Annotated in this window: 18 protein-coding genes and 2 pseudogenes; 8 read left to right on the top strand and 12 right to left on the bottom strand. The window is 71.6% G+C overall.

The features are described 5' to 3' along the window. The first annotated feature begins 642 nt into the window (after positions 1-642). The 3 genes from ACFVYX_RS03190 to ACFVYX_RS03180 all read left to right on the top strand — a co-directional run bounded on the left by ACFVYX_RS03190 (position 643) and on the right by ACFVYX_RS03180 (position 2,462). Positions 643-1,005: a hypothetical protein gene (locus ACFVYX_RS03190; RefSeq protein WP_389679566.1), complete on the top strand. Its 363-nt coding sequence runs from the start codon at positions 643-645 to the stop codon at positions 1,003-1,005. 114 nt (positions 1,006-1,119) lie between these two features. Then, positions 1,120-1,908, top strand: coding sequence for a TIGR04222 domain-containing membrane protein (locus ACFVYX_RS03185; RefSeq protein ID WP_389679565.1), 789 nt, complete (start codon positions 1,120-1,122; stop codon positions 1,906-1,908). A 32-nt stretch (positions 1,909-1,940) separates the two neighbouring features. Beyond that, a complete protein-coding gene (locus tag ACFVYX_RS03180) occupies positions 1,941-2,462 on the top strand; it encodes a GNAT family N-acetyltransferase (RefSeq protein ID WP_389679564.1) in 522 nt (173 codons plus the stop codon). 78 nt (positions 2,463-2,540) lie between these two features. On the opposite strand, the gene ACFVYX_RS03175 is transcribed toward ACFVYX_RS03180, so the two are convergent. Together ACFVYX_RS03175 and ACFVYX_RS03170 are read right to left on the bottom strand one after the other, a co-directional pair. Then, positions 2,541-4,145: an AMP-binding protein gene (locus ACFVYX_RS03175; protein ID WP_389679563.1), complete on the bottom strand. Its 1,605-nt coding sequence runs from the start codon at positions 4,143-4,145 to the stop codon at positions 2,541-2,543. Beyond that, a complete protein-coding gene (locus ACFVYX_RS03170; protein WP_389679562.1) occupies positions 4,142-5,827 on the bottom strand; it encodes an AMP-binding protein in 1,686 nt (561 codons plus the stop codon). Before ACFVYX_RS03170 ends, ACFVYX_RS03175 begins: the two co-directional genes overlap by 4 nt. A gap of 103 nt (positions 5,828-5,930) precedes the next feature. On the opposite strand from ACFVYX_RS03170, the gene ACFVYX_RS03165 reads away from it, so the two are divergent. Further along, positions 5,931-6,734 carry a LuxR C-terminal-related transcriptional regulator gene (locus tag ACFVYX_RS03165; RefSeq protein WP_389680026.1) on the top strand — a complete coding sequence of 268 codons (804 nt, stop codon included), beginning with the start codon at positions 5,931-5,933 and terminating at the stop codon, positions 6,732-6,734. A gap of 34 nt (positions 6,735-6,768) precedes the next feature. Here ACFVYX_RS03165 and ACFVYX_RS03160 read toward each other — a convergent pair whose 3' ends face one another. From ACFVYX_RS03160 to ACFVYX_RS03135, 6 genes and pseudogenes are all read right to left on the bottom strand, one after another. Further along, positions 6,769-7,848 (bottom strand): SUKH-3 domain-containing protein, encoded by a 1,080-nt coding sequence (locus ACFVYX_RS03160; protein WP_389679561.1) that lies wholly within the window; start codon positions 7,846-7,848, stop codon positions 6,769-6,771. A gap of 13 nt (positions 7,849-7,861) precedes the next feature. Then, entirely contained in the window at positions 7,862-8,254 is a 393-nt protein-coding gene (locus tag ACFVYX_RS03155) for a YwqJ-related putative deaminase (protein ID WP_389679560.1), read from the bottom strand. Then, complete coding sequence (locus tag ACFVYX_RS03150) at positions 8,247-8,708, bottom strand: SUKH-3 domain-containing protein (RefSeq protein WP_389679559.1); 462 nt, start codon at positions 8,706-8,708, stop codon at positions 8,247-8,249. Before ACFVYX_RS03150 ends, ACFVYX_RS03155 begins: the two co-directional genes overlap by 8 nt. 32 nt (positions 8,709-8,740) lie before the next feature. Further along, positions 8,741-9,295, bottom strand: a complete 555-nt coding sequence (locus ACFVYX_RS03145; protein WP_389680024.1) for a YwqJ-related putative deaminase — start codon at positions 9,293-9,295, stop codon at positions 8,741-8,743. Between the two features lie 117 nt (positions 9,296-9,412). Beyond that, positions 9,413-10,513, bottom strand: a pseudogene (locus tag ACFVYX_RS03140) (type IV secretion protein Rhs); the annotation flags it as partial. Between the two features lie 125 nt (positions 10,514-10,638). Further along, complete coding sequence (locus tag ACFVYX_RS03135) at positions 10,639-11,784, bottom strand: winged helix DNA-binding domain-containing protein (RefSeq protein ID WP_389679558.1); 1,146 nt, start codon at positions 11,782-11,784, stop codon at positions 10,639-10,641. A 128-nt stretch (positions 11,785-11,912) separates the two neighbouring features. On the opposite strand from ACFVYX_RS03135, the gene ACFVYX_RS03130 reads away from it, so the two are divergent. The 3 genes from ACFVYX_RS03130 (at position 11,913) to ACFVYX_RS03120 (ending at position 15,752) form a co-directional block, all read left to right on the top strand. Further along, complete coding sequence (locus tag ACFVYX_RS03130; RefSeq protein WP_389679557.1) at positions 11,913-13,013, top strand: magnesium and cobalt transport protein CorA; 1,101 nt, start codon at positions 11,913-11,915, stop codon at positions 13,011-13,013. Between the two features lie 283 nt (positions 13,014-13,296). Next, the gene (locus ACFVYX_RS03125) at positions 13,297-13,779 is read left to right on the top strand and encodes a hypothetical protein (protein ID WP_389679556.1); all 483 of its coding nucleotides are present in this window, start codon (positions 13,297-13,299) and stop codon (positions 13,777-13,779) included. Positions 13,780-14,363: 584 nt separating this feature from the next. Then, positions 14,364-15,752 (top strand): hypothetical protein, encoded by a 1,389-nt coding sequence (locus ACFVYX_RS03120; RefSeq protein WP_389679555.1) that lies wholly within the window; start codon positions 14,364-14,366, stop codon positions 15,750-15,752. 69 nt (positions 15,753-15,821) lie between these two features. Here ACFVYX_RS03120 and ACFVYX_RS03115 read toward each other — a convergent pair whose 3' ends face one another. The 3 genes and pseudogenes from ACFVYX_RS03115 to ACFVYX_RS03105 form a co-directional block, all read right to left on the bottom strand. Continuing rightward, positions 15,822-16,259 carry an NUDIX domain-containing protein gene (locus ACFVYX_RS03115; RefSeq protein WP_389679554.1) on the bottom strand — a complete coding sequence of 146 codons (438 nt, stop codon included), beginning with the start codon at positions 16,257-16,259 and terminating at the stop codon, positions 15,822-15,824. A gap of 130 nt (positions 16,260-16,389) precedes the next feature. Further along, a pseudogene (locus tag ACFVYX_RS03110) lies at positions 16,390-16,767 on the bottom strand (SDR family NAD(P)-dependent oxidoreductase); the annotation flags it as partial. Then, positions 16,724-17,500, bottom strand: a complete 777-nt coding sequence (locus tag ACFVYX_RS03105) for a hypothetical protein (RefSeq protein WP_389679553.1) — start codon at positions 17,498-17,500, stop codon at positions 16,724-16,726. The gene ACFVYX_RS03105 and the pseudogene ACFVYX_RS03110, both read right to left, overlap by 44 nt. A 131-nt stretch (positions 17,501-17,631) precedes the next feature. On the opposite strand from ACFVYX_RS03105, the gene ACFVYX_RS03100 reads away from it, so the two are divergent. Continuing rightward, positions 17,632-18,450 carry a hypothetical protein gene (locus tag ACFVYX_RS03100; RefSeq protein WP_389679552.1) on the top strand — a complete coding sequence of 273 codons (819 nt, stop codon included), beginning with the start codon at positions 17,632-17,634 and terminating at the stop codon, positions 18,448-18,450. Positions 18,451-18,531: 81 nt separating this feature from the next. Here the strand turns inward: ACFVYX_RS03100 and ACFVYX_RS03095 are convergent, their stop codons facing one another. Continuing rightward, on the bottom strand, positions 18,532-19,245 hold the full coding sequence (locus ACFVYX_RS03095) for an alpha/beta fold hydrolase (RefSeq protein WP_389679551.1): 714 nt from the start codon (positions 19,243-19,245) through the stop codon (positions 18,532-18,534). Positions 19,246-19,265: the final 20 nt, after the last annotated feature.

The raw sequence follows: 19,265 nt of genomic DNA, 5'->3' as shown, positions 1-19,265 counted from the left end.
GCCTGCGGGACCGTCCTGCGGGTCCCGGTCCTTCCGGTGGGCGCCGGGGCCTCCGGCGGACCGGAAGCGGGCGCGGGCGGCGGGCCGGAGGCGGCCGGTACGGGACCGGGCGGCGACGGTCCCGGGCCTTCCGGTACGGCTCCGGCGACCGGGCGGCGCGGCCGGGAACCGGCGCCGGGCGGCCCCGGCCGAGCCGACACGCGGGGAGTCTCCGGTACGGCGCCGTCCCGGGCGTTCGAGCCGGGCGCGGAGTGGTTCGGTACGGGTCCCACACGCGGGCGCGGCGCGGGAGCCGGTACGGGCGGGCGGGGTGCGGGGGGCGCTGAGCCGTACACGGGTACGGGTACGGGTACCGGCCGGGCCGCCGCGGCGGGTCCGGGCACCCCCATACCCGGCGCCGACGCCCCCACAGCCCCCGGCAGTCCCTCGTCCTCCGGCGCCGCCACACCGTCCCCCGGCCCGTCAGGCCCCTCAGGCCCCTCCCCTCGCTCCGGTCACCCCGGCCCCTCCGATCACCCGCAGCCAGAGAATCCGGGGCGTCGTCCCGAGGTGCCGCGCACCTTCGCCGAGCGCTATCCGCCGCACATACCGCTGCCGCCCACCGCCCCGCGCCCCGCTCCGGCGCGAGGGGCCTTCCGGCCCGTGACGATCCGGACCGCGCGGGACGCGGTCGCCGCGGCCGCCGGGTATCTCCGCTGGCTGGGGTTCCGGGACGTCGTCCAGCCGGAGGAGCGCCCCGCCTCCGGCGTGGACCTGCGGGCGCCGGGGCTCGTCGCGCAGGTCGATCCGAGCACCCGTCCCACGGGACTGAAGGCCGTCGAGTGCCTGTGGCTCAACGGGCTGAGCGCCTCCGCGGTGAGCGTGTGCTTCTCGCTCGCGGGCTACACGCCCGAGGCCCGTTCACGTGCCGCGGAGGTTCATCTCCCGCTCTTCGTCCTCGATCTGACCGGCACACCGCAGCCGGTGAACGACGCCGCCGACGACCTGGCCGCGAGCGGCACCTAGGGCCTGCCTTTTGGATCATGCCGGGCTCGGCCACCGCGCCTCGACAGAGGAATCCGGCCATTCACGCGTGACGATCACGCTCTCCCGGGCACAACACCCTCGGGGGTGGGTGCCATGCCGACGGGGATGTGGTGGTTCATCGGAGCGGCCTGCGGACAGCTGCTGTTCGCCGCCGTGTTGTTGCGAACCCGCAGCCGGGGAAGCGGAGCGCCGGTTACGGGCGTCGTGCCGCCGCCGCAGGCCCTGGCGCTGCTGCGGGGCGGGCGGCGGGCGGCCGTCACCGTGGCACTGGTGGCGCTGCACCAGCGCGGGGCGGTCGCGGCGGGACGCAAACATACGATTCGGGCCAACGGCGGGCCGGGGCGCACCACGGACGCCGTACAGCTCGGGGTGCACCGAGCGCTCCGCCGGGCCTTCGCGTTGCGGGACCTCGTGCTGCGCCCAGAGGCGCGGCGGGCGGTGGACACGCTGCGCGGCGAGCTGCGCGCGGCGGGGCTGCTCGAGTCGCCCACGCGGCTGGGGACGGCCGGGGCGCTGCTCGGCTGCGTACCGTTCACGCTGGGCGTCGGTGCGTATGTGACGGCACCGTCCGGTGCGGCTCTGACCGTGGTGTTCTCCGCGGGCGCGCTGCCCCTGCTCGCGGCGGTGGCGCTGCTGCGGCTGCCGCCGACCACCCGGGCGGCGCGGCAGCTGCTCGCCGGCCTCCGCGAGCGGTACCCGCTGCCCGCGCATCGGCGGGAGGTGACGGACGGGTGGCTGGTCCAGCTGTACGTGGCGCTGTACGGCGATCCGGCTCTCGCCATGTTCCTGCCGCGGTTCTCACGGGAGGGCGGGCTGCTGGACCGGCCCGGGGAGGCGGAGCGGAACCGGCCGCCGACGGATCCGGGTCCCGCCCGCGGGTGACCGTCCGGGGTGAGGCCGCGCCATACTGTCGTATGCGCATCAGAGCGGCCGCCTCGGCCGAACTCCCGCTGCTCCAGGACATCGAACGGGCGGCGGGCGAGCCGTTCCGCTCGCTCGGCATGGCGGCGATCGCCGACGACGACCCGCTGCCTCTGGACGTCCTGGAGTCGTACCGGCACGCCGGCCGGGCGTGGGTGGCGGTGGACACCGCCGACCGCCCGGTCGCGTACCTCCTCGCCGACACGGTCGACGGTGCGGCCCACATCGAGCAGGTGTCGGTGCATCCGGACGCCGGGCGCCGGGGCGTGGGCCGGGCGCTGATCGAGCACCTGGCCGAGGCCGCCCTGGAACAGGGCCTGGCGGCGCTGACCCTGACGACGTTCACCGAGGTGCCGTGGAACGCGCCGTACTACACGCGCCTCGGCTTCCGCCCGCTCACGGAATCCGACCCGGCACTGACGGAGGGCCTCCGCGCGATCAGCCGGGCGGAGGCGGCCCACGGCCTCTCCGCCTGGCCCCGCGTCTGCATGCGCCGCGAGGTACGGAACGCCTAGGAGGCCCGCCGTCCGCCCGGCGATCCGGACGGACGGCGCTCCGGACGGACGGTCGCTCCGGGCTGACGGCGGGCTCGCTCAAGCGGTGCCCTGCCGCTCCTCCCCGTACAGCCGGCGCAGTTCCACCTTCCGTACCTTGCCGCTCACCGTCATCGGGAACGCGGTGAGGATCTCCACCCTGCGCGGGACCTTGTAGTGGGCGAGCCGGTCCCGGCAGAAGGCCGTGACGTCGGCCAGAGTGGGGGCGTCGGCCGGGTCGCGGGGGATGACGCAGGCCAGGATCTCCTCGCCGTACCGCTCGTCGGGGACGCCGACGACCTGGACGTCGGCGATCTTCGGGTGTCCGTAGAGGAACTCCTCGATCTCGCGCGGGTACACGTTCTCGCCGCCCCGGATGATCATGTCCTTGATGCGGCCGACGATCTGCACGTAGCCGTCGTCGCGCATCACCGCCAGGTCCCCGGTGTGCATCCAGCGGCCGCTGTCGATCGCCCCGTCGGTCTTCTCCGGTTCGTCCCAGTAGCCGAGCATCACGCTGTAGCCGCGGGTGCACAGCTCGCCCGCCGTGCCCCGCTCCACCGTGAGTCCGCTCACCGGGTCGACGACCTTCACCTCGACGTGCGGCATGACCCGGCCGACCGTGCCCGTGCGGCGCTCCAGGTCGTCGTCGCGGCGGGTCTGGGTGGAGACGGGCGAGGTCTCCGTCATGCCGTAACAGATCGACACCTCCGCCATGTTCATCTCGGCGACGACCCGCTTCATCACCTCCACCGGGCACGGCGAGCCGGCCATGATGCCGGTGCGCAGACTGGAGAGGTCGTACGAGGCGAAATCGGGGAGGTTCAGCTCCGCGATGAACATCGTCGGGACGCCGTAGAGGGAGGTGCAGCGTTCCTCCTGCACCGCGCGGAGGGTGGCCGCGGGGTCGAAGGAGGGCGCGGGGATCACGATGCAGGCGCCGTGCGAGGTGGCCGCCAGGTTTCCCATGACCATGCCGAAGCAGTGGTAGAAGGGCACCGGGACGCAGATCCGGTCATGCTCGGTGTAGGCGATCATCTCGCCGACGAAGTAACCGTTGTTGAGGATGTTGTGGTGGGAGAGGGTGGCGCCCTTGGGGAAGCCCGTCGTCCCTGAGGTGTACTGGATGTTGACGGGCTCGTCGCAGGAGAGGGCTTCCGGGAGCAGCTCGCCGGCGGTGCGGGTGAGGAGCGCGTCCCAGGTCGGGTCGCCGAAGTAGACCGCTTCCCGCAACGCGGAGCATTCACCGCGCACTTGCTCGACCATGGCCCGGTAGTCGCTGGTCTTGTGGGCGAGCGAGGCGAAGAGCAGCGAGATCCCGGCCTGGTTGAGGACGTAGGCCAACTCATGGGCCCGGTAGGCCGGGTTGATGGTGACCATGACCGCGCCGATGCGGGCGGTGGCGTACTGGACGAGGACCCACTCGGCGCAGTTCACCGCCCAGATGCCGACCCGGTCGCCCTTCCGGACGCCGCTGCCGAGCAGGGAGCCGGCCAGCCGGTCGACGTCCGCGCCGAACTGCGCGTACGTCCAGCGGCGCCCGGTGGGGACGTCGACGAGCGCCTCGCGCTCGGGCCAGGCGGCGACGGCCCGGTCGAGGTTGGCTCCGACGGTGTCGCCCAGGAGGGCTGTGCCGGACGTCCCGTGGTCGTAGGAGAGGTTCACGCGAGGTCCCCCTCCGCGTACTCCTTGCCGCCGCCTTCCGCGGTCAGCCGGCGCAGCTCCACCCGCCGGATCTTGCCCGATACGGTCTTGGGCAGCTCGGCGAACTCGACGCGCCGGATCCGCTTGTACGGGGCGAGGACCGCGCGCGAGTGCGCGAAGAGCGCCTTCGCGGTCTCGTCGCCCGGCTCCCAGCCCGCCGCGAGGACGACGTACGCCTTGGGGACGGCGAGCCGCAGCGGGTCGGGGGCGGGGACGACGGCCGCCTCGGCGACGGCCTCGTGCTCCAGGAGGGCGCTCTCCAGCTCGAAGGGGCTGATCTTGTAGTCGGAGGCCTTGAAAACGTCGTCCGAACGCCCGATATAAGTAATGTATCCCTCTTCGTCCCGGGAGCCGATGTCACCGGTGCGGTAGTAGCCGTCGGCCATCGCCTCCGCCGTACGCTCCGGATCGCCGTGGTAGCCGGTCATCAGGCCCACCGGGTGGGCGGAGAGATCGAGACAGATCTCGCCCTCCTCCGCGTCCGGCCGGCCGCTGACCGGGTCGACGAGAGTGACCCGGAAGCCGGGGCTCGGGCGGCCCATGGAGCCTTCCTTGAGCCGCTGACCGGGGCTGTTGGAGACCTGGACGGCTGTCTCGGTCTGGCCGAAACCGTCCCGGACGGTGACGCCCCAGGCGCGCCGCACCGACTCGATGACCTCGGGGTTGAGCGGTTCGCCGGCGGCGACGACCTCGCGCGGCGGTGTCTTCAGCCGGCTCAGGTCGGCCTGGATCAGCATCCGCCAGACGGTCGGCGGGGCGCAGAAGCTGGTGACGCCGTGGCGCTCCATCTCGCGCAGCAGCCGGGCCGGGTCGAAGCGCGTGTAGTTGTGGATGAAGACGGTCGCCTCCGCGTTCCACGGGGCGAAGAGGTTGGACCAGGCGTGCTTGGCCCAGCCCGGCGAGGAGATGTTGAGGTGCACGTCCCCGGGCCTGAGGCCGATCCAGTACATCGTCGAGAGGTGCCCGACCGGGTACGAGGTGTGGGTGTGCTCGACCAGCTTGGGCCGGGCGGTGGTGCCGGAGGTGAAGTACAGCATCAGGGTGTCGTCGGCGAGGGTGACCCCGTCGGGCTCGAAGACGTCGGACGCGCGGTCGGCGTGCTCGTACTCCAGCCAGTCCGTCCCGTCGCCGCCGACCGCGATCCGGGTGTACTCCCCGGGGACGTCGTCGAACTTGGCGATGTCCTCGGCGCGCACGATCACATGGCGGGCGTGGCCCCGGTCGACGCGGTCACGCAGGTCGGCGGGGCCGAGGAGCGGGGTGGCGGGGATGACGACGGCGCGCAGCTTCATGGCGGCGAGCACGGTCTCCCACAGCTCGACCTGGTTGCCGAGCATCACGATGATCCGGTCCCCGGCGCGGACGCCCTGGGCCCGCAGCCAGTTCGCGACCCGGTTCGAGCGGGCGGACATCGCGGCGAAGGACACCTTCGTCTCGGAGCCGTCCTCCTCGACGAGGTGGAGCGCGGTCCGGTCGTTCCCCTCCGCGATGACGTCGAACCATTCGAGCGCCCAGTTGAACCGCTCGAACCGGGGCCAGACGAAGCCCTCGTAGGCCGTCTCGTAGTCCTCACGGTGCTGGAGCAGGAAGTCCCGGGCGGCCCGGAACCTCTCCGTCGCGCCGGTCGCGCTCGTGGGCGTCATATGTCCTCCTCATTGCGGGACCTGTCCCGGACATCGTGTAATCGGTGACCCAGGTCTCACTACCCCCGTTCGGGGGTGAAGGAGTGGTTCCGTGCCCGAGCGGATGGAAGCGGTGGAGTTGCGGACGGCGCTGCTGCGGCTGCGTCGCGGCAGCGGGCTGCCCGTGGTCTTCGGCGGACTGCTCCAGGAGGGCCGCACGATGCGGATCGCCGAGCTCAGCGGGGCGGTGACGCCGGCCCTTCGCGGCCTCGCGATCTCGGCCGGTTCCGGGCTCGGCGGGAAGTGCCTGGCGCTGTCCCGGCCGTGCGCGGTCACCGACTACCCCTCCGCCCGGCACATCACCCACGAGTACGACGGCCCCGTCTCGGCGGAGGGTCTGCGCTCGGTCGTCGCGGTCCCCGTCGTCGTACGGCGCAAGGTGCGCGGCGTGCTGTACGGGGCGCTGCGCGACGCCGTGCCGATCGGGGAGCGGGTCTTCGACGCGGCGATGGCGGCGGCCCGGGACGTGGAGCAGGCGCTCGCGGTACGGGACGAGGTGCGGCAGCTCCTCGCGCCGCCGCCCCCCGGACCATCCTGGGAGGAGGTCCGCCAGGCGTACGGGGAGCTGCGCGAGCTGGCCCCGAAGGTGGTCGACCCCTGGCTCCGGGAGCGCCTCCTCGCCGTCTGCGGCCGCCTCGAATCGGCCTCCGGCACCGTCCCCGCCGCCCCCGGCGTCTCCCTCACCCCGCGCGAGACGGACGTCCTGGCGGCGGTCGCCTCCGGCGCGACGAACGCCACGGCGGCCGAACGCCTGGGCCTCCGCCCGGAGACGGTGAAGGGCTACCTCCGGTCGGCGATGCGCAAACTGGGCGCCCACACCCGCCTGGAGGCCGTGGTGGCGGCCAGACGGGCGGGGGCGCTGCCCTAGCCGGCCGGGCGGCGGTGGCCCGGTCGCGGGGCGGTCAGGTCGCGGCGGACCAGGCGTCGAAGGCGGAGACGCAGGCGTCCACGAGGGTTGCCGGGCGGCCGATCGAGGCGCCCTGGCCCGCGGACAGGAACAGGGCGAAGCCGTCGGTGCCGCCGAGCGTGACGCGGCAGTCGACGCCCGCCGCGGGGGTCGGTGTGCCGGGCGGGGCGGGTACGGAGAGCACCAGTTCGCAGGCGGAGGCCGGCTGCGACAGGGCGGACAGTTCCGTCTCCATCGCCTCGGCCAGGGGCTGCGCGCTGTCCTCCAGGGAGCCGGGGCGCAGCGGGAACGCCTGGTCCAGGACGGTCACGCCGATCCCCCGCAGCGTGGTGGCCCGGAGGTGGACGGTCCTGGCGTCGAACACCCCGTGGGTGTGCAGGACATAGACGGCGACGAGCGCCGCCCGCACGCCGGCGGCGAGGTCGGCCGGTGCCGGCCGCAGCGGCCACTGCCACTCCCGCCCCCGCAGGCGTACGGGCCGCAGCCCCTCCGCCAGCGCGAGGAGCCCGTCCCGCACGGTCTCCCCGAGGAGCCAGGCACCTCCGGCACCGAGGGAGAACAGCCGGCCCTCCTCGTCCACGGCCATCGGCGTGTCCGCGTCGGTGCGGCCGAGCGGGAAGAGCCGGGTGCCGAGGGTGTCGGCGAGCCGGTGCAGGGGCGGGCCCGCGAACCGGGCTTCCTGGGGGTCGACGCGGCAGCCGGTCGCCGCGACCTCGCGGCCGCCGTGGGCGGCGGCTTCGAGCCGGAGGCCGTGGAACTCCCGGACCGCGCGCTCGGCCGCGGGGAAGAGCGGCCAGGGCCCGAGGCCCGCCGTCCTGAGGACCGCGATCATGGCGGCGTCGCCGGCGTCCCGCCCGGGATGCCAGCCGGCCTGCGTGAGGACCGCGTCGCGCTCGGGCCCGCGGACCTCATCGGCGTCGCCTCGTACGTCATCGGCCCCGCGGACGTCATCGGCGTCGCCGCGTACGTCGTCGGCGCCGCGTACGTCATCGGCCCCTCGCACGACATCGGCCCCGCGTACGTCGTCGCCCTCGGTGGCCGTCTCGCGTTCGGTCGTCGCCGGCTCGGTCGTCATCGCCACCCCCGCGTCAGGAGTCCTGGAGGACGGTGATGCCCAGCGCCTCGGCCAGGGCCGCGCAGGAGCGGCAGAGGGGGGCCGGTGTGCCGTGCTCGGGGTCGCCGTGGGGGCGCACCTTGCGGGAGACGAGGGCCGCCCCCGAGAAGTGCGCCGGCGCCTCGGCGAGGCTCGTGGTCGTACCGTCCGCGCGCTCGGCGTCGACGGCGTACAGCCGGTCGGAGACGAGCGCGGACTCGGCGCAGTAACCGAGGAACGGCTCGCGCAGGCCGGGCGGGAGCCCGTCGAAGAACTCCCGCACTGCGGGGTGGAGCCGGGGTTCGCCGTCACCGGTCAGGTTCGTCTGACTGGTGATCGTCCCCTGGACGAGGAGCGAGGCGGCCGTTCCCGGAACGGTGTCAGACAAAGTAGTCCCGCGCTTCCTGCTGGGGGCCGCGCAGCAGACAGCTGATGGCCTCGTACGTGTTCGCTCCCAGGAAATAGGGACCGGTGTGGTGCATGAGGAAGAAACGCCCGGTCTCGTCGATGAGGACCATGGCCCCGTCGAACGACTCGTAGCCGACGGGAAAGAGCTTCTTGCCCAGATTCGCGGCGAGTTCGGCCACGTCCTCGCCGCTCTCCTCGTAAATCCAGTGCGGCGTGAATCCGACGGAGTCCGGCGGGGTTCCCGGAATCTCCAGGCGCAGTTCGCCGAATTCCCTGACGAAGTCCTGGGCGGCCGGGAAGGGCTCGACCGGGTGGCCCTCCTCGGCGAAACGGTCGGTCACGAAGCTGAGCAGTCCGGGCAGCCGCGCACCGATGTCCCGCCCCCGGGACCAGCCCACCTCGGCGAGGGCCGCCTCGACTTCCTCCGCTGTCATTCTCGGCATTGCGTGCTCTCTCTCGGTGATGCTCAGTGGTGCGCGATGACGCCGGCGAGGGGCAGCATTCTCTCACAGGACCTGCACGGCGGTTTGTACTCGCCGTGCAGCAACTGATCGTCTCCGGGGCGCATGTTGCCGATCTGGACGGAATGGACGAGTGACCCGTCCATGGCCTTCCGTACGTCCTCCGGCGTGACGATCGACGTCCCGTTCGGATCGAGTTGGTGCAACCGGTCGGAGATCAGCGAGACCTCCGCGCATTTGCCGTGGCCGTTGCCCGCGTTCTGGTCGGCGGCCTTCATGTCGTTCTCCACCCGGTCCAGGATCTGCTTGAGGGCGGGGTGGGTTGACATCGAGGAATCGCCGGTGGTGGAGCTGCTCGTGTGCGCGGTCAGGGTGCCGTCGTGGAGGAGGGTTCCGGCGCAGGCCGTCTTCAGCCGGTGCTTGCCCTCCGGGTACGGATTGCTGGGCGGCTGGTTCTTGGCGTCGTTGGCGAGGTGCCCGGCCTCGTCGACGAGCAGCTTCCGCTGCTCCTCCTCGCTGAGGTGGCTGACGTCCAGCGCGTCCCTGCGGTGGTTCTTCATGCCCTTGCCGGTCTGGCCGTGCCAGCCGGGCTGGGGGCTGATCGGGTTGCCCTTCGGGCTGTTCCCGCTGCCACCGCCGGAGTGGCTGCCGCCGCCTCCGCCGGGCGGCTTGCCGCCGCCTCCCCCACCGGTCGGGCCCTTGCCGCCCGTACCGCCTCCGGAGCCGTTCCTGGCGTCGTCGTCGCCCTTGCGCTGGCGTGCGATGCGGGCGGCCGTGTCGTCGTCGTTGTTCTTGTGGTCCTTGGAGATCTGCTTGACGGCCCTGGGCAGCGTCTCGCCGATGTGGTCCCCCATGGTTTTGGCGGACTTCACGAGGGCGCCCATGGCCTTCTCGATGACCGGGTCCAGGGCGTCGGCGATGTCGTCCCGGCCCTTGTTGCGGCCCTGGTGTCCCTTCGCCTTGGCGAGCTTCCCCGCGGTCTTCCCGTGGATGGCGAGGCTGACGCCGTTCAGCTTGGTACTGGCCTGGTCGTGCTCGTCGTGCTCGATGTGGAAGCCCTTGCCCTTGGCACCACCACCGCCTCCTCCGCCGCCACCGCCGGCGGAGGCGAGGTTCAGCCCCTCCTTGGCACCCTGCACGCCCTCGTCGAAGCCGTCCTTGCCGGCCTGCTTCGTCTGGTCGAGGTTCACGCCGTCCTGGACGCCCAGCGCGTCCATGCTCACCTGGACGACCAGGTCCGCGGCCATGTTCTCGAGCGCGGCCACGACCGGCTCGGTCATCACCCCGACGATGTGCCCGACCGCCTCCTCCATCGCGGACGTGATCAGCTTCAGGAGCTGCTTCTTCGTGAAGGCGATGGCACCCGCGCCGAGCAGGGCGGACAACCCCCCGGTGACCGGGATGAGGGCGAGCGCGAGACCGGTCTGCCCGGCCAGGATGCCGAGCTCCGCGACGGCCTTCCACTTCATGGCCTCGATGGCGCCCGCCGCGAGGTCCAGTGCGTCCGCGATCGTGCGGGCCGCGGACACCATGTCCTTGAGATGCTTGTCCTTGACCTTGCCCCAGTGCCCGTTGAGCGCGTCGAGCGCCTCGCCGTGGCCCGAGGACAGCAGGCGCTGCACATGGTTGTTGGCGAGCTGGCCGTCGTCGGCGAGGTCGTCCGCGAACTCACGGAGCGCGTCCGCCATGTCGCGGTAGGCGTCCTCGTCGACGTTGGGCCAGTTCACCCCCACCAGGTCAAGGAGTGTGTCCGCCCAGTCCGGCACCGTGACAGCCATGATCCGTAATCCCCCCGTGCATACGGACGTTCGCAGAACGCAAGTGTAAACACCCGGCACTGGCAAGGGAATCGCCCCCCCCGCCGCCCGAGGCTCCCGGACCCGGCCCCAGCTGCCTCCGTCGTTCACTCCTCCACGTGGACGATGTCGTACGGGATGCCCGCCGGCGACATGAGCCGGAGGGTCCGCTCCGCCTCGGCGGTGAGCGCGGTCCGCTGACCCCGTGTCACACGCCCGAAGGGCTCGACGGTGAGCGTGGTGCGGTCCTTCGCCTCGTCGAGGCGCCAGATCCCGGCGAGGAAGCCGTCGAGGAGGAAGACGCGGTGTGCCTGATTGCCGCTCCAGGTGCGGGAGCGGTACGCGGCGGGGACGACACGGGTGCGGTCGGCGTGCGAGAGGAGCAGGTTGTCGAACTCGGGGAGGAAGCGGGGCGGGGCTGGGGTGTCCTCGTCGGGCCGGGGCGCGCCGGGGAGGTCGAAGAGCTCGGTGCCGCGCTCGTCCTGGAAGACGAGGAGCCCGGGCCGCAGCCGCTTGAACGCCTCGGCGAGCCGCGTGAGACCGCACCAGGTCTGCATGTCCTTGACGGAGGCGGGCCCGAAGGCGCCGAGGTAGCGCAGCACGGTCTCGTCGAGGTCGGCGGCCCGGTCCACGCCGTCTGCGGTGGGGTCGGCGTCTGCGGCGTCCTCGAACCAGGCGTCGGTGGTGGTCAGCGCGACCTGGCCGCCTCGGCCCCAGAGTCCGCGCGGGGTGACCTGGACGAGGGGCAGGAGGCAGCGGGCTGCGACGGAAAGGGACTGCGGGTCGGCTTCGGGCCACTCCTTGAGCAGCTCCTCGCGCAGCTCCTTGGGGGTACGGGGCCGCTCCTCGACGAGTGCGCGGGAAAGGGAGGCGAGCCGGTCGAGGTCGACGCCGTCGAGCCCGCCGCGCGAGACGAAGAGGGCGAGTTCGCGGTCGATGGCCCCGGCCTGTACGAGCCCGCGCAGGGCGACCGCGTCCCCCGCGGTGTGGGTGTGGACGGTGGAGCGCATGGTCACGATGCGGGCGACGGCCCGGGACTCCATCAGCGCGGACAGCTGCTCGGGCCGGAACCCGTCGAGGCGGGCGGCGAGCGCGTAGTACGGGGGCTTGGGGTTCTGCGCCTGGAGGCCGAGGAGGTGGCCGATGGCCTCCGTGACTCCTGTCGGGGCGAGGCTCAGGAGGAGTTGCCGGGCGACCGTGGCGCGGTTCAGGGCACGAGGACCGAGCACGGGGTGGGGCGTCTTGAGGGCCATGGCGGGCACGCTACTCGGGCCTGAGGACAGGTACGGTCCGCAAGAGCCGGGCGAAGTGGTAGGGAATGCCGGTCTCAGGCTGTTCGTCCCCTATATCCTGCCTGGAGGAACCCAGGAGGTGTACGACGATGTCCGACCGCCGCCCCCGCTCGGCATGGCGCCGTCCTCAGACGGAGCGGCCCGCGGCCGCCTCCCCGGAACCGGCCCGCCCGAGCATGGTGCAGGCCGGCCTGTACCGCGACGGCCACCGGGTCTCCTCCCCTCTGACGCTCGCGGAGACCTTCCGGCAGCTGCGGGAGCACCCGGACGGCATGGCGTGGATCGGACTCAAGGGGCCCACCGAGGAGGAACTCCATTCCCTGGCGGCCGAGTTCGATCTGCACGAACTGGCCGTCGAGGACGCGATGGAGGCCCATCAGCGCCCCAAACTGGAGCGGTACGGCGACACCCTCTTCGTCGTCCTTCGCGCCGCCCGCTATCTTGACGCCCAGGAGGAGGTCGACTTCGGCGAACTCCACGTCTTCGTGGGCCCGGACTTCCTGATCACGGTCCGCCACGGCGCCGCCCCTGACCTCTCCGCGGTCCGTCGCCGCATGGAGAAGGACCCCGGGCTCCTCGCCCTGGGACCGGAGGCGGTCCTGTACGCGATCCTCGACGCGGTGGTCGACGGCTACGCGCCGGTGGTGGCGGGCGTCCAGAACGACATCGACGAGATCGAGACGGAGGTCTTCGGCGGCGACCCGGCGGTCTCCCGCCGCATCTACGAACTCTCCCGGGAGATGGTCGAGTTCCAGCGCGCGACCCGCCCCCTGGTGGGCATGCTGCACGGCCTGATGGCCGGCTTCGCCAAGTACGGCACGGACGAGGAACTCCAGCGCTACCTCCGCGACGTCGCCGACCACGTCACCCACACCAGCGAACGCGTCGACGGCTTCCGCCAGGCCCTCACGGACATCCTCACGGTCAACGCGACCCTGGTCACCCAACAGCAGAACGCGGAGATGCGGGCACTGGCGGAGGCGGGCTTCGAACAGAACGAGGAGATCAAGAAGATCTCGTCCTGGGCGGCCATCCTCTTTGCACCCACGTTGGTGGGAACGATCTACGGGATGAACTTCGACCACATGCCGGAGCTGCACTGGGCGGGCGGGTATCCGTTCGCGGTGGTGCTGATGGCGGTGGTGTGCACGAGTCTGTACGTGGTCTTCAAGAAGAAAGACTGGTTGTAGCAGAGCCCCCAGATCACCTGATCGACTTCACGAACGCGAGTGCCCGAGAGGGCTGTCCCCTGGCCTTGGGGAGAATGCGCGGCGCTCGGGAACAGCGGGCACCTGTTGCCCCTGCCCGCAGCTCTGTGGCCACCATGGGAACGACCCCACGAGCAAGGTTGATGGTCGGCGGTCACCGAGGGTGTCGGGCGAAGCCCTGCGGACCGCTCCCTGGATGCTGTTGACTTCCACGCGGGGCATCGCACACAGGGAGGGCCGGTTGGAACCGAGGAGTGCAGCGGCTGTGGGAAGGGACTTCCCGTACACCGCACGTACGACGTGTTACATCGAGGTCCACGAAGACGGCGAGGTGACCCACGGGGCTGACCGTGCCGCCTACGAACGAGCCCTGGCCGGCGGCTCACGGCTCTTCGCGGTCTGGCCCGGCGAGTGGTCCAGCCACCTGTTCGTGATCGACGACCTGGACGAGTACGCCAAGGCCCATGGCATCAAGTACGACGAGGAGCGGACCGGCCTCAAGGAGCACGTCCACGAGGTGCGGTGGGAGGAGACCTCGTACGGGAACGACAATCCCCGCAGCCCTTACCTGAGCATCGACGTGTCGCTGGACTGCGGCTGCGCGATCCACAACCTCCGTACCTTCGCGGCCCAGATGAAGGCTCAGAGAGGATGGGACGTCGCCACCACCGTCGGCTGGGGCAGCAGTGGTGGGCCTGAGGGGACGAAGTACGGAGTGCGGGTCCGCCGCAAGAGCCTCACCGGCTGAACACGGCAGGCATCCCAACGACAACGGGGGCACAGCGTGTGCTGTGCCCCCGCTCGCTCACGCCAAGGTCTGGTTCTCCGGGACGCACCCGGGGACCACGCCGAGCAGCGCGTCGACGGCTGCCCTGCCCTTGCCGCCGGCCTCGGGCATGAAGTGGACGTAGTGGTCGAGGATGATGGCCGAGCCATCGGGCGAGAGTGACCACGGACTCTCCCGCTTCGAGGACGATCGAGGCGTACCTGTGCCGGAGGATGTGGAAGCCGTCCTTGCGGGACGCCTTCCAGCTCCCGCCCTTCTCCCGCATGGGGATGACGCCGGCTTTCGCGAGCGCGGGCTTCCACACCTCGACGTTGAAGATGTTCGCCCGCCTCTCCCGCTCAGACTTTCACGAGCATTGAGGGCAAGGGCCGCAGCTCCATACAGAACAGCGCGGCCGATGGTGGAACACCGCCACCGGCCGCGCGCTCTCCGCCGCCCGGACCGAGATCCAGGTCACGCGCCCCTGCGCACTTGCGTGCGCCGCTCCTCCCTTCCGTACGGTCCGACCGATGGTGAACCACCCGCGCACGCCGTGAGGAGAGCTGTTGAAGCCGACCGAGGAAGTGCTCCAGGAACTGACCCAGCCGTCGAACATCTCCATCCACTCCGACGACGCACTCGTCGGCAAGGTGAAGGCCGCCGTCGCGGCGGACGACAAGAAGCGGAAGGAGAACGAGGACGAGCCGCTCCGCAGGAAGCCCGACCTCGCCTCGATCCCGCAGACGGAGCTACCCCGGCAGTTCGAAGCGACCCTCTGGGACGTCCTCCACACCCTCGCCCGAGCCACCGCTCTGTCGTGGCGTGGTGCAGGTCGAGGGCTGGCGGAACACTGGGGCGCGCTCAAGTACACCCAGGCCCTGGCGGGCGGTCGCAACTCCTTCCTCGGCCTCACCGACGAGGGCCACCGCATCGCGGACCACTACAAGTCGCTGCAGTCCGGCGAACTCGGCATCGGCTTCGCGCTCACGCTCACCGAGCACATGCTGGGCAGCCGCTTCCCCGACCACTCGGTGACGATCGTCCCCGCCGACACGGCGTTACGCGCGGGCTGGGCCCTCACCACCAGGGACAGGGGCGAAAAGGTGAAATACCGCTACCGCCCTCAGTACTTTGCCGAGGTTTGGCGGCCGGAAGAGCCGTCCCTCGTCATCCCCCTCGCGTGCAAGGGCAACCACAGCGACGCCGCCACCTCCGCCGAGCAGCTGGCCTCCGCCTCGGCCCACGCTGAGGCAGTCCACATCGGAGCGTGGAACGAGACCCCCGGCCTGCTGTTCAGCACGCAGCTCCCGACGGACGGCGGCACGATGACCGTCCACGCCCTCCAGGCACTCGGCAGCGGAGGTCGGCTGTCCCCGGCGGAAGGCCGTGAGCCGAACCTGAACGCCCCGCCGTCCCAGGCGAACGTGATGCCTGACATCCACCCGCCGGCCGAGGGTCTGGTGGCACCGGAACCCGTTCGGGGCTGCCACGTGCAGGCGAAGGACTACGCCTGGTTCCAGGAGTCACTGGCCCACACCACGGCGGCCGGGCTCATGGCCTTCACGGGATCCGGCCACGCGACCGCCCGGCACCTGACCGATCGGCAGGGCCGCAAACGGTTCACCGGCCTCGAGCACGCGGCCAGCATGAGCATCCAGGACGCCGCCCACACCCTCTTCGGCAACGAGTACGTCGGCACTGACCACGTCTTCCGCCTGAACGGGCCTCGCGTCGAGGCGTTCTCCGGCGTGGACGAAGAGGTCTTCCGACTCCTCGCCAGGGGCGACATCGAGGAATACCGCGCCCTCGTCCACGCGAGCCGCCACGTCCGCCCCCGCCTCACCTTCGACAAGGACTGGGGCGGCCCCGTCTCCGTCCACGCCGACGGATCGGTCCTCGCCCTGCGGCTGCTGCCGGGGCAGGACGAGGAGCCGCGTCCGGGCTCCCCGCGCTGACCTCGGAAGGCCGCAGGGACCGGCTCATCTCAGAGCCGGTCCCTGCGGCAGGACGACGTACACGCCGGCTCAGAGCGACGCCTCGACTCCGATGCTTCCGTCGCCGACGGCCCCCCTCAGCACGTGGGCGATCTCCTCGGGCTTGAGGTCGATGCCGTCGAGCCCCTCCAGGGTCAGCGGGACCTCCTCCAGCGCGTACTCGCCGCGGCCTTCGGCACTGAACTCGGGGCCGGTACGGTCGTCGAAGGACCAGGTCGCGATCCGGGCGAGGTAGAAGAGCTGGCGCTCGTCGCCGGACTCCATCGTGTGGAGGAGGCGGACGATGTCGGCCTTCCCCGCGATCTCCTCGTGGATCTCCCGGTGGAGGGCGGCCTCCCGGGACTCGTCGCTGGGCTCGACGCCGCCCCCGGGCAGGACCCAGTACTCGGGGATGCCGGGCCTGGTGCGGCGGATGACCAGCATCGTGTCGTCGACGGTGACGAGGACGGCGCGGACTCGTTCGATCATTTCGGTTCGTCTCCTTACTTGTTGACGGTCTCAGTGGAGCAGCCAGCCGCCGTCGACGTGGACGGACTGCCCCGTTGGCGCAGACCCTGTAGGGGCCCCGTTCCCGGGCAAGGGAGCGCGTCAGGCCCAGCAGCCCGGCCTTCGCGGTGCTGTAGGCGACGAGGTTCGTCCGGCCGGCACGGGCGTTGACGCTGCCGATGTTCACGATCCGGCCCCAGCTGCGCTCGACCATGCCGGGTGTGAACGCGTGGCAGGTGCGGTAGTGCGCAGTCAGGTTCACTCCGAGGGAGTAGTTCCAGGCGTCCTCGTCCGTGTCCTGCCAGGCGACGCGGGGGTAGGAGCCGGCGTTGTTGACCAGGATGTCGACGGGCCCGATCTCGGTGCGGACGAGGTCGGCCGTGGTCCGGACGGAACCCGGGTTGGTCAGGTCGGCGTTGACCGCGATCCCCGGGCTGCCCGCGCGTTCAAAGGCGGCGAGGAGGACGCGAGCGTCGGGGTCCTGGCCCAGGTGGTTGATCGCGACGGTCGCTCCACAGGGCGAGGCGGAGGGTGCGGGCGTACACGTCGGGCTGGTAGCGGGGGACGAGCCAGCCGCCCAGTGCCATCAGGTACCAGAGCAGGTTGGCGGCCTCGCCCGCCACGGTGTTGCGGCCGGCGAACTCGAAGTCGAGCCAGCACAGCGGGCCGGCGATGTTCGGTTCCGTGGGATCGCCCTGCGTCAGACCGGCGAGCCGACTGCTGTCGGGGGCCAAGGTGTGGCGGAGGCTGTCGATGATGTCGGCGACGTTCAGCGTCAGCTGCCTGCCGTTGGCGGTAAGGGTGAAGTCGACCAGTTCCCGGAGGGTGAGGGTTGTCTCGGTGTGGGGCAGGGCCAGCGGCAGGTCGCGCCGCATGTACCAGTGGTCGAGCCGGCCACCGGGACGGATGCGGTCGAGGTAGAGGTCCGGGACGGACTCGGCCAGCGGCACGCGCTCCCCGGTCTCCTCAGCCACCACCCGCAGGTCGGTGCAGGCACCGTCCACGAGGCGCTCCAGGCGGGGCAGGACGGCCGGATCACGGTCGGCGAGGGCGATCACGTCGCCCATCAGCAGCTCGCACCGACTGGTGGCGAAGACGTCTTCGTAGACGAGGAACTTCCTGTCCGGTAACGCGACCTGCCCGTGGAGGGCCGGGACCGCGATACGGGAGGCGAGTCGAGCCCATCCCTCGGCCTCGGCTTCGGCCTGCTCGCGGGTCGCCACCGGCTTGTGGAAGGCGCCCGCTGTCGTCGGAGGCCGTCGGGCGTTCCCCGGAATACCCCAGGGGGGTATATGGTTGTGATCATCGTCCAGAGCGGACGACGCCGCAGCGCATCACCCCGGGGAGACACGCCATGAAGAACCACACCGGCCATGACAGCCACGGTGCCCACGGCAGCCACGGCGGAGGCCAGCCCGGTGGACTGTCGGTCTCGGCGGACGGATACACCCTCGACGTCGACTCCACGATCCTCACCGCGGGCACGCGGCAGCACGTCGGGTTCAGGGTGATCGGCCCCGAAGGGCAGCCGGTGACCGAGTTCGTCGCCGAACACGAGAAGGACCTGCACTTCATCGCCGTCCGGCGGGACACGGCCGGGTTCCAGCACGTGCACCCGGTGCGGGACGAGAAGGGCGGCTGGAGCACCGAGCTGAACCTGGAACCCGGGGACTGGCGGTTCTTCACCGACATCCACCCGGTCGGCCATGACGGAACCCTGACGCTGGGGATCGACGTCGCGGTCGCCGGGCCGTACGACCCGCGACCGCTTCCCGAGGCCACCCGTACCGCGCGGATCGGCGAGTACAGCGTCGCCCTCGACGGCGCGCTCGTGCCCGGTGAGGCGAGCGAGCTGACCCTCACCGTCAGCCGGAACGACCGGCCTGTCACCGACCTGGAGCCCTATCTGGCCGCCTACGGACACCTCGTGGCCCTGCGCGTCGGCGACCTGGGCTACCTCCACGTCCACCCGGAGGGCCACCCCGGCGACGGCGTCACCGCACCCGGGCCCGGGATCAGCTTCATGGCGGTCGCACCCTCGGCCGGCACCTACCGCCTGTACCTGGACTTCCAGCACGACGGCGTCGTCCGGACCGCCGAGTTCACGGTGCACACCACCAAGGCCGCGCCCGCGCACGGCGACCACCACCACGGGCACCACGGGCACCACTGACCTGCCGGGCGGGCACCACCGGGAACGTCCTCGGCGCCCTCCACCCCGGCCGAGTGGCGCCGCGTCACTCGGGACGCTCGGTCAGCTCGTCGCCCGTACGGCTTCTCTGATCAGGTCGGCGACCCTGGTGGGTTCCGACAGGACGACCGCGTGGGAGGCGTCCGGGAGTTCGACGACGACGGCTCCGGCCCGTGCGGCGCCGAAGCGCTGGACCTCGGGGCTGATGGTGCGGTCCGCCCCGGCCACCAGGGCCCAGGACGGTTTCGTCCGCCACGCCGCCGCCGACGCGCTCTCGGTGAACGCGGCCGTGGCGAGCGGGCGTTGGGTCGCCGCCAGGACGGCAGCGACGCCCTCGGGAACGTCCGCCGCGAAGACGGAGGGAAAGGCCGTCTCCTCTATCGTGACCTCGACCGCGGAGTCGCCGTCGAGGAGCGGGTACGTCCACTCCTTCAAGCTTCCCGACAGCGGGGGTTCGGGGAAGCTTCCCTGGAGCTGGCCGAGGCTCTCGCCCTCGTGGGGCACGTAGGCGGCCACGTAGACGAGCCCCACGACGTTCTCCGCGGCGCCGGACACGGTGATCAGCGCACCGCCGTACGAGTGGCCGACGAGCACGGCCGGGCCCTCGATCTGCGCCAGGACGGAGGCGAGGTAGGCGGCGTCCGAAGTCAGGCCCCGGAGCGGGTTCGACGGAGCGATCACCCGGATCCCGCTCCTCCGCAGTTCCGAGATCACGCCTATCCAGCCTGTCGCGTCCGCGAAGGCACCGTGCACCAGGACGACGGTGGGGTCGGTCATGCGAGTTCTCTTCTCGGAGT

The organism is Streptomyces sp. NPDC058326 (genome assembly GCF_042879855.1).
Taxonomy (GTDB): domain Bacteria; phylum Actinomycetota; class Actinomycetes; order Streptomycetales; family Streptomycetaceae; genus Streptomyces.
Note: the sequence above shows the minus strand (reverse complement) of the source record. Positions and strands in the feature narration are given on the sequence as shown.

What these genes read in the sequence shown, in the direction of transcription:
- ACFVYX_RS03185 (WP_389679565.1), top strand. Translation starts at nt 1,120, where the DNA reads ATGCCGACGGGGATGTGGTGGTTCATCGGAGCGGCCTGCGGACAGCTG.
- ACFVYX_RS03180 (WP_389679564.1), top strand. Translation starts at nt 1,941, where the DNA reads ATGCGCATCAGAGCGGCCGCCTCGGCCGAACTCCCGCTGCTCCAGGAC.
- ACFVYX_RS03170 (WP_389679562.1), bottom strand. Translation starts at nt 5,827, where the DNA reads ATGACGCCCACGAGCGCGACCGGCGCGACGGAGAGGTTCCGGGCCGCC.
- ACFVYX_RS03165 (WP_389680026.1), top strand. Translation starts at nt 5,931, where the DNA reads ATGGAAGCGGTGGAGTTGCGGACGGCGCTGCTGCGGCTGCGTCGCGGC.
- ACFVYX_RS03160 (WP_389679561.1), bottom strand. Translation starts at nt 7,848, where the DNA reads ATGACGACCGAGCCGGCGACGACCGAACGCGAGACGGCCACCGAGGGC.
- ACFVYX_RS03150 (WP_389679559.1), bottom strand. Translation starts at nt 8,708, where the DNA reads ATGACAGCGGAGGAAGTCGAGGCGGCCCTCGCCGAGGTGGGCTGGTCC.
- ACFVYX_RS03145 (WP_389680024.1), bottom strand. Translation starts at nt 9,295, where the DNA reads ATGAAGAACCACCGCAGGGACGCGCTGGACGTCAGCCACCTCAGCGAG.
- ACFVYX_RS03135 (WP_389679558.1), bottom strand. Translation starts at nt 11,784, where the DNA reads ATGGCCCTCAAGACGCCCCACCCCGTGCTCGGTCCTCGTGCCCTGAAC.
- ACFVYX_RS03130 (WP_389679557.1), top strand. Translation starts at nt 11,913, where the DNA reads ATGTCCGACCGCCGCCCCCGCTCGGCATGGCGCCGTCCTCAGACGGAG.
- ACFVYX_RS03115 (WP_389679554.1), bottom strand. Translation starts at nt 16,259, where the DNA reads ATGATCGAACGAGTCCGCGCCGTCCTCGTCACCGTCGACGACACGATG.
- ACFVYX_RS03100 (WP_389679552.1), top strand. Translation starts at nt 17,632, where the DNA reads ATGAAGAACCACACCGGCCATGACAGCCACGGTGCCCACGGCAGCCAC.
- ACFVYX_RS03095 (WP_389679551.1), bottom strand. Translation starts at nt 19,245, where the DNA reads ATGACCGACCCCACCGTCGTCCTGGTGCACGGTGCCTTCGCGGACGCG.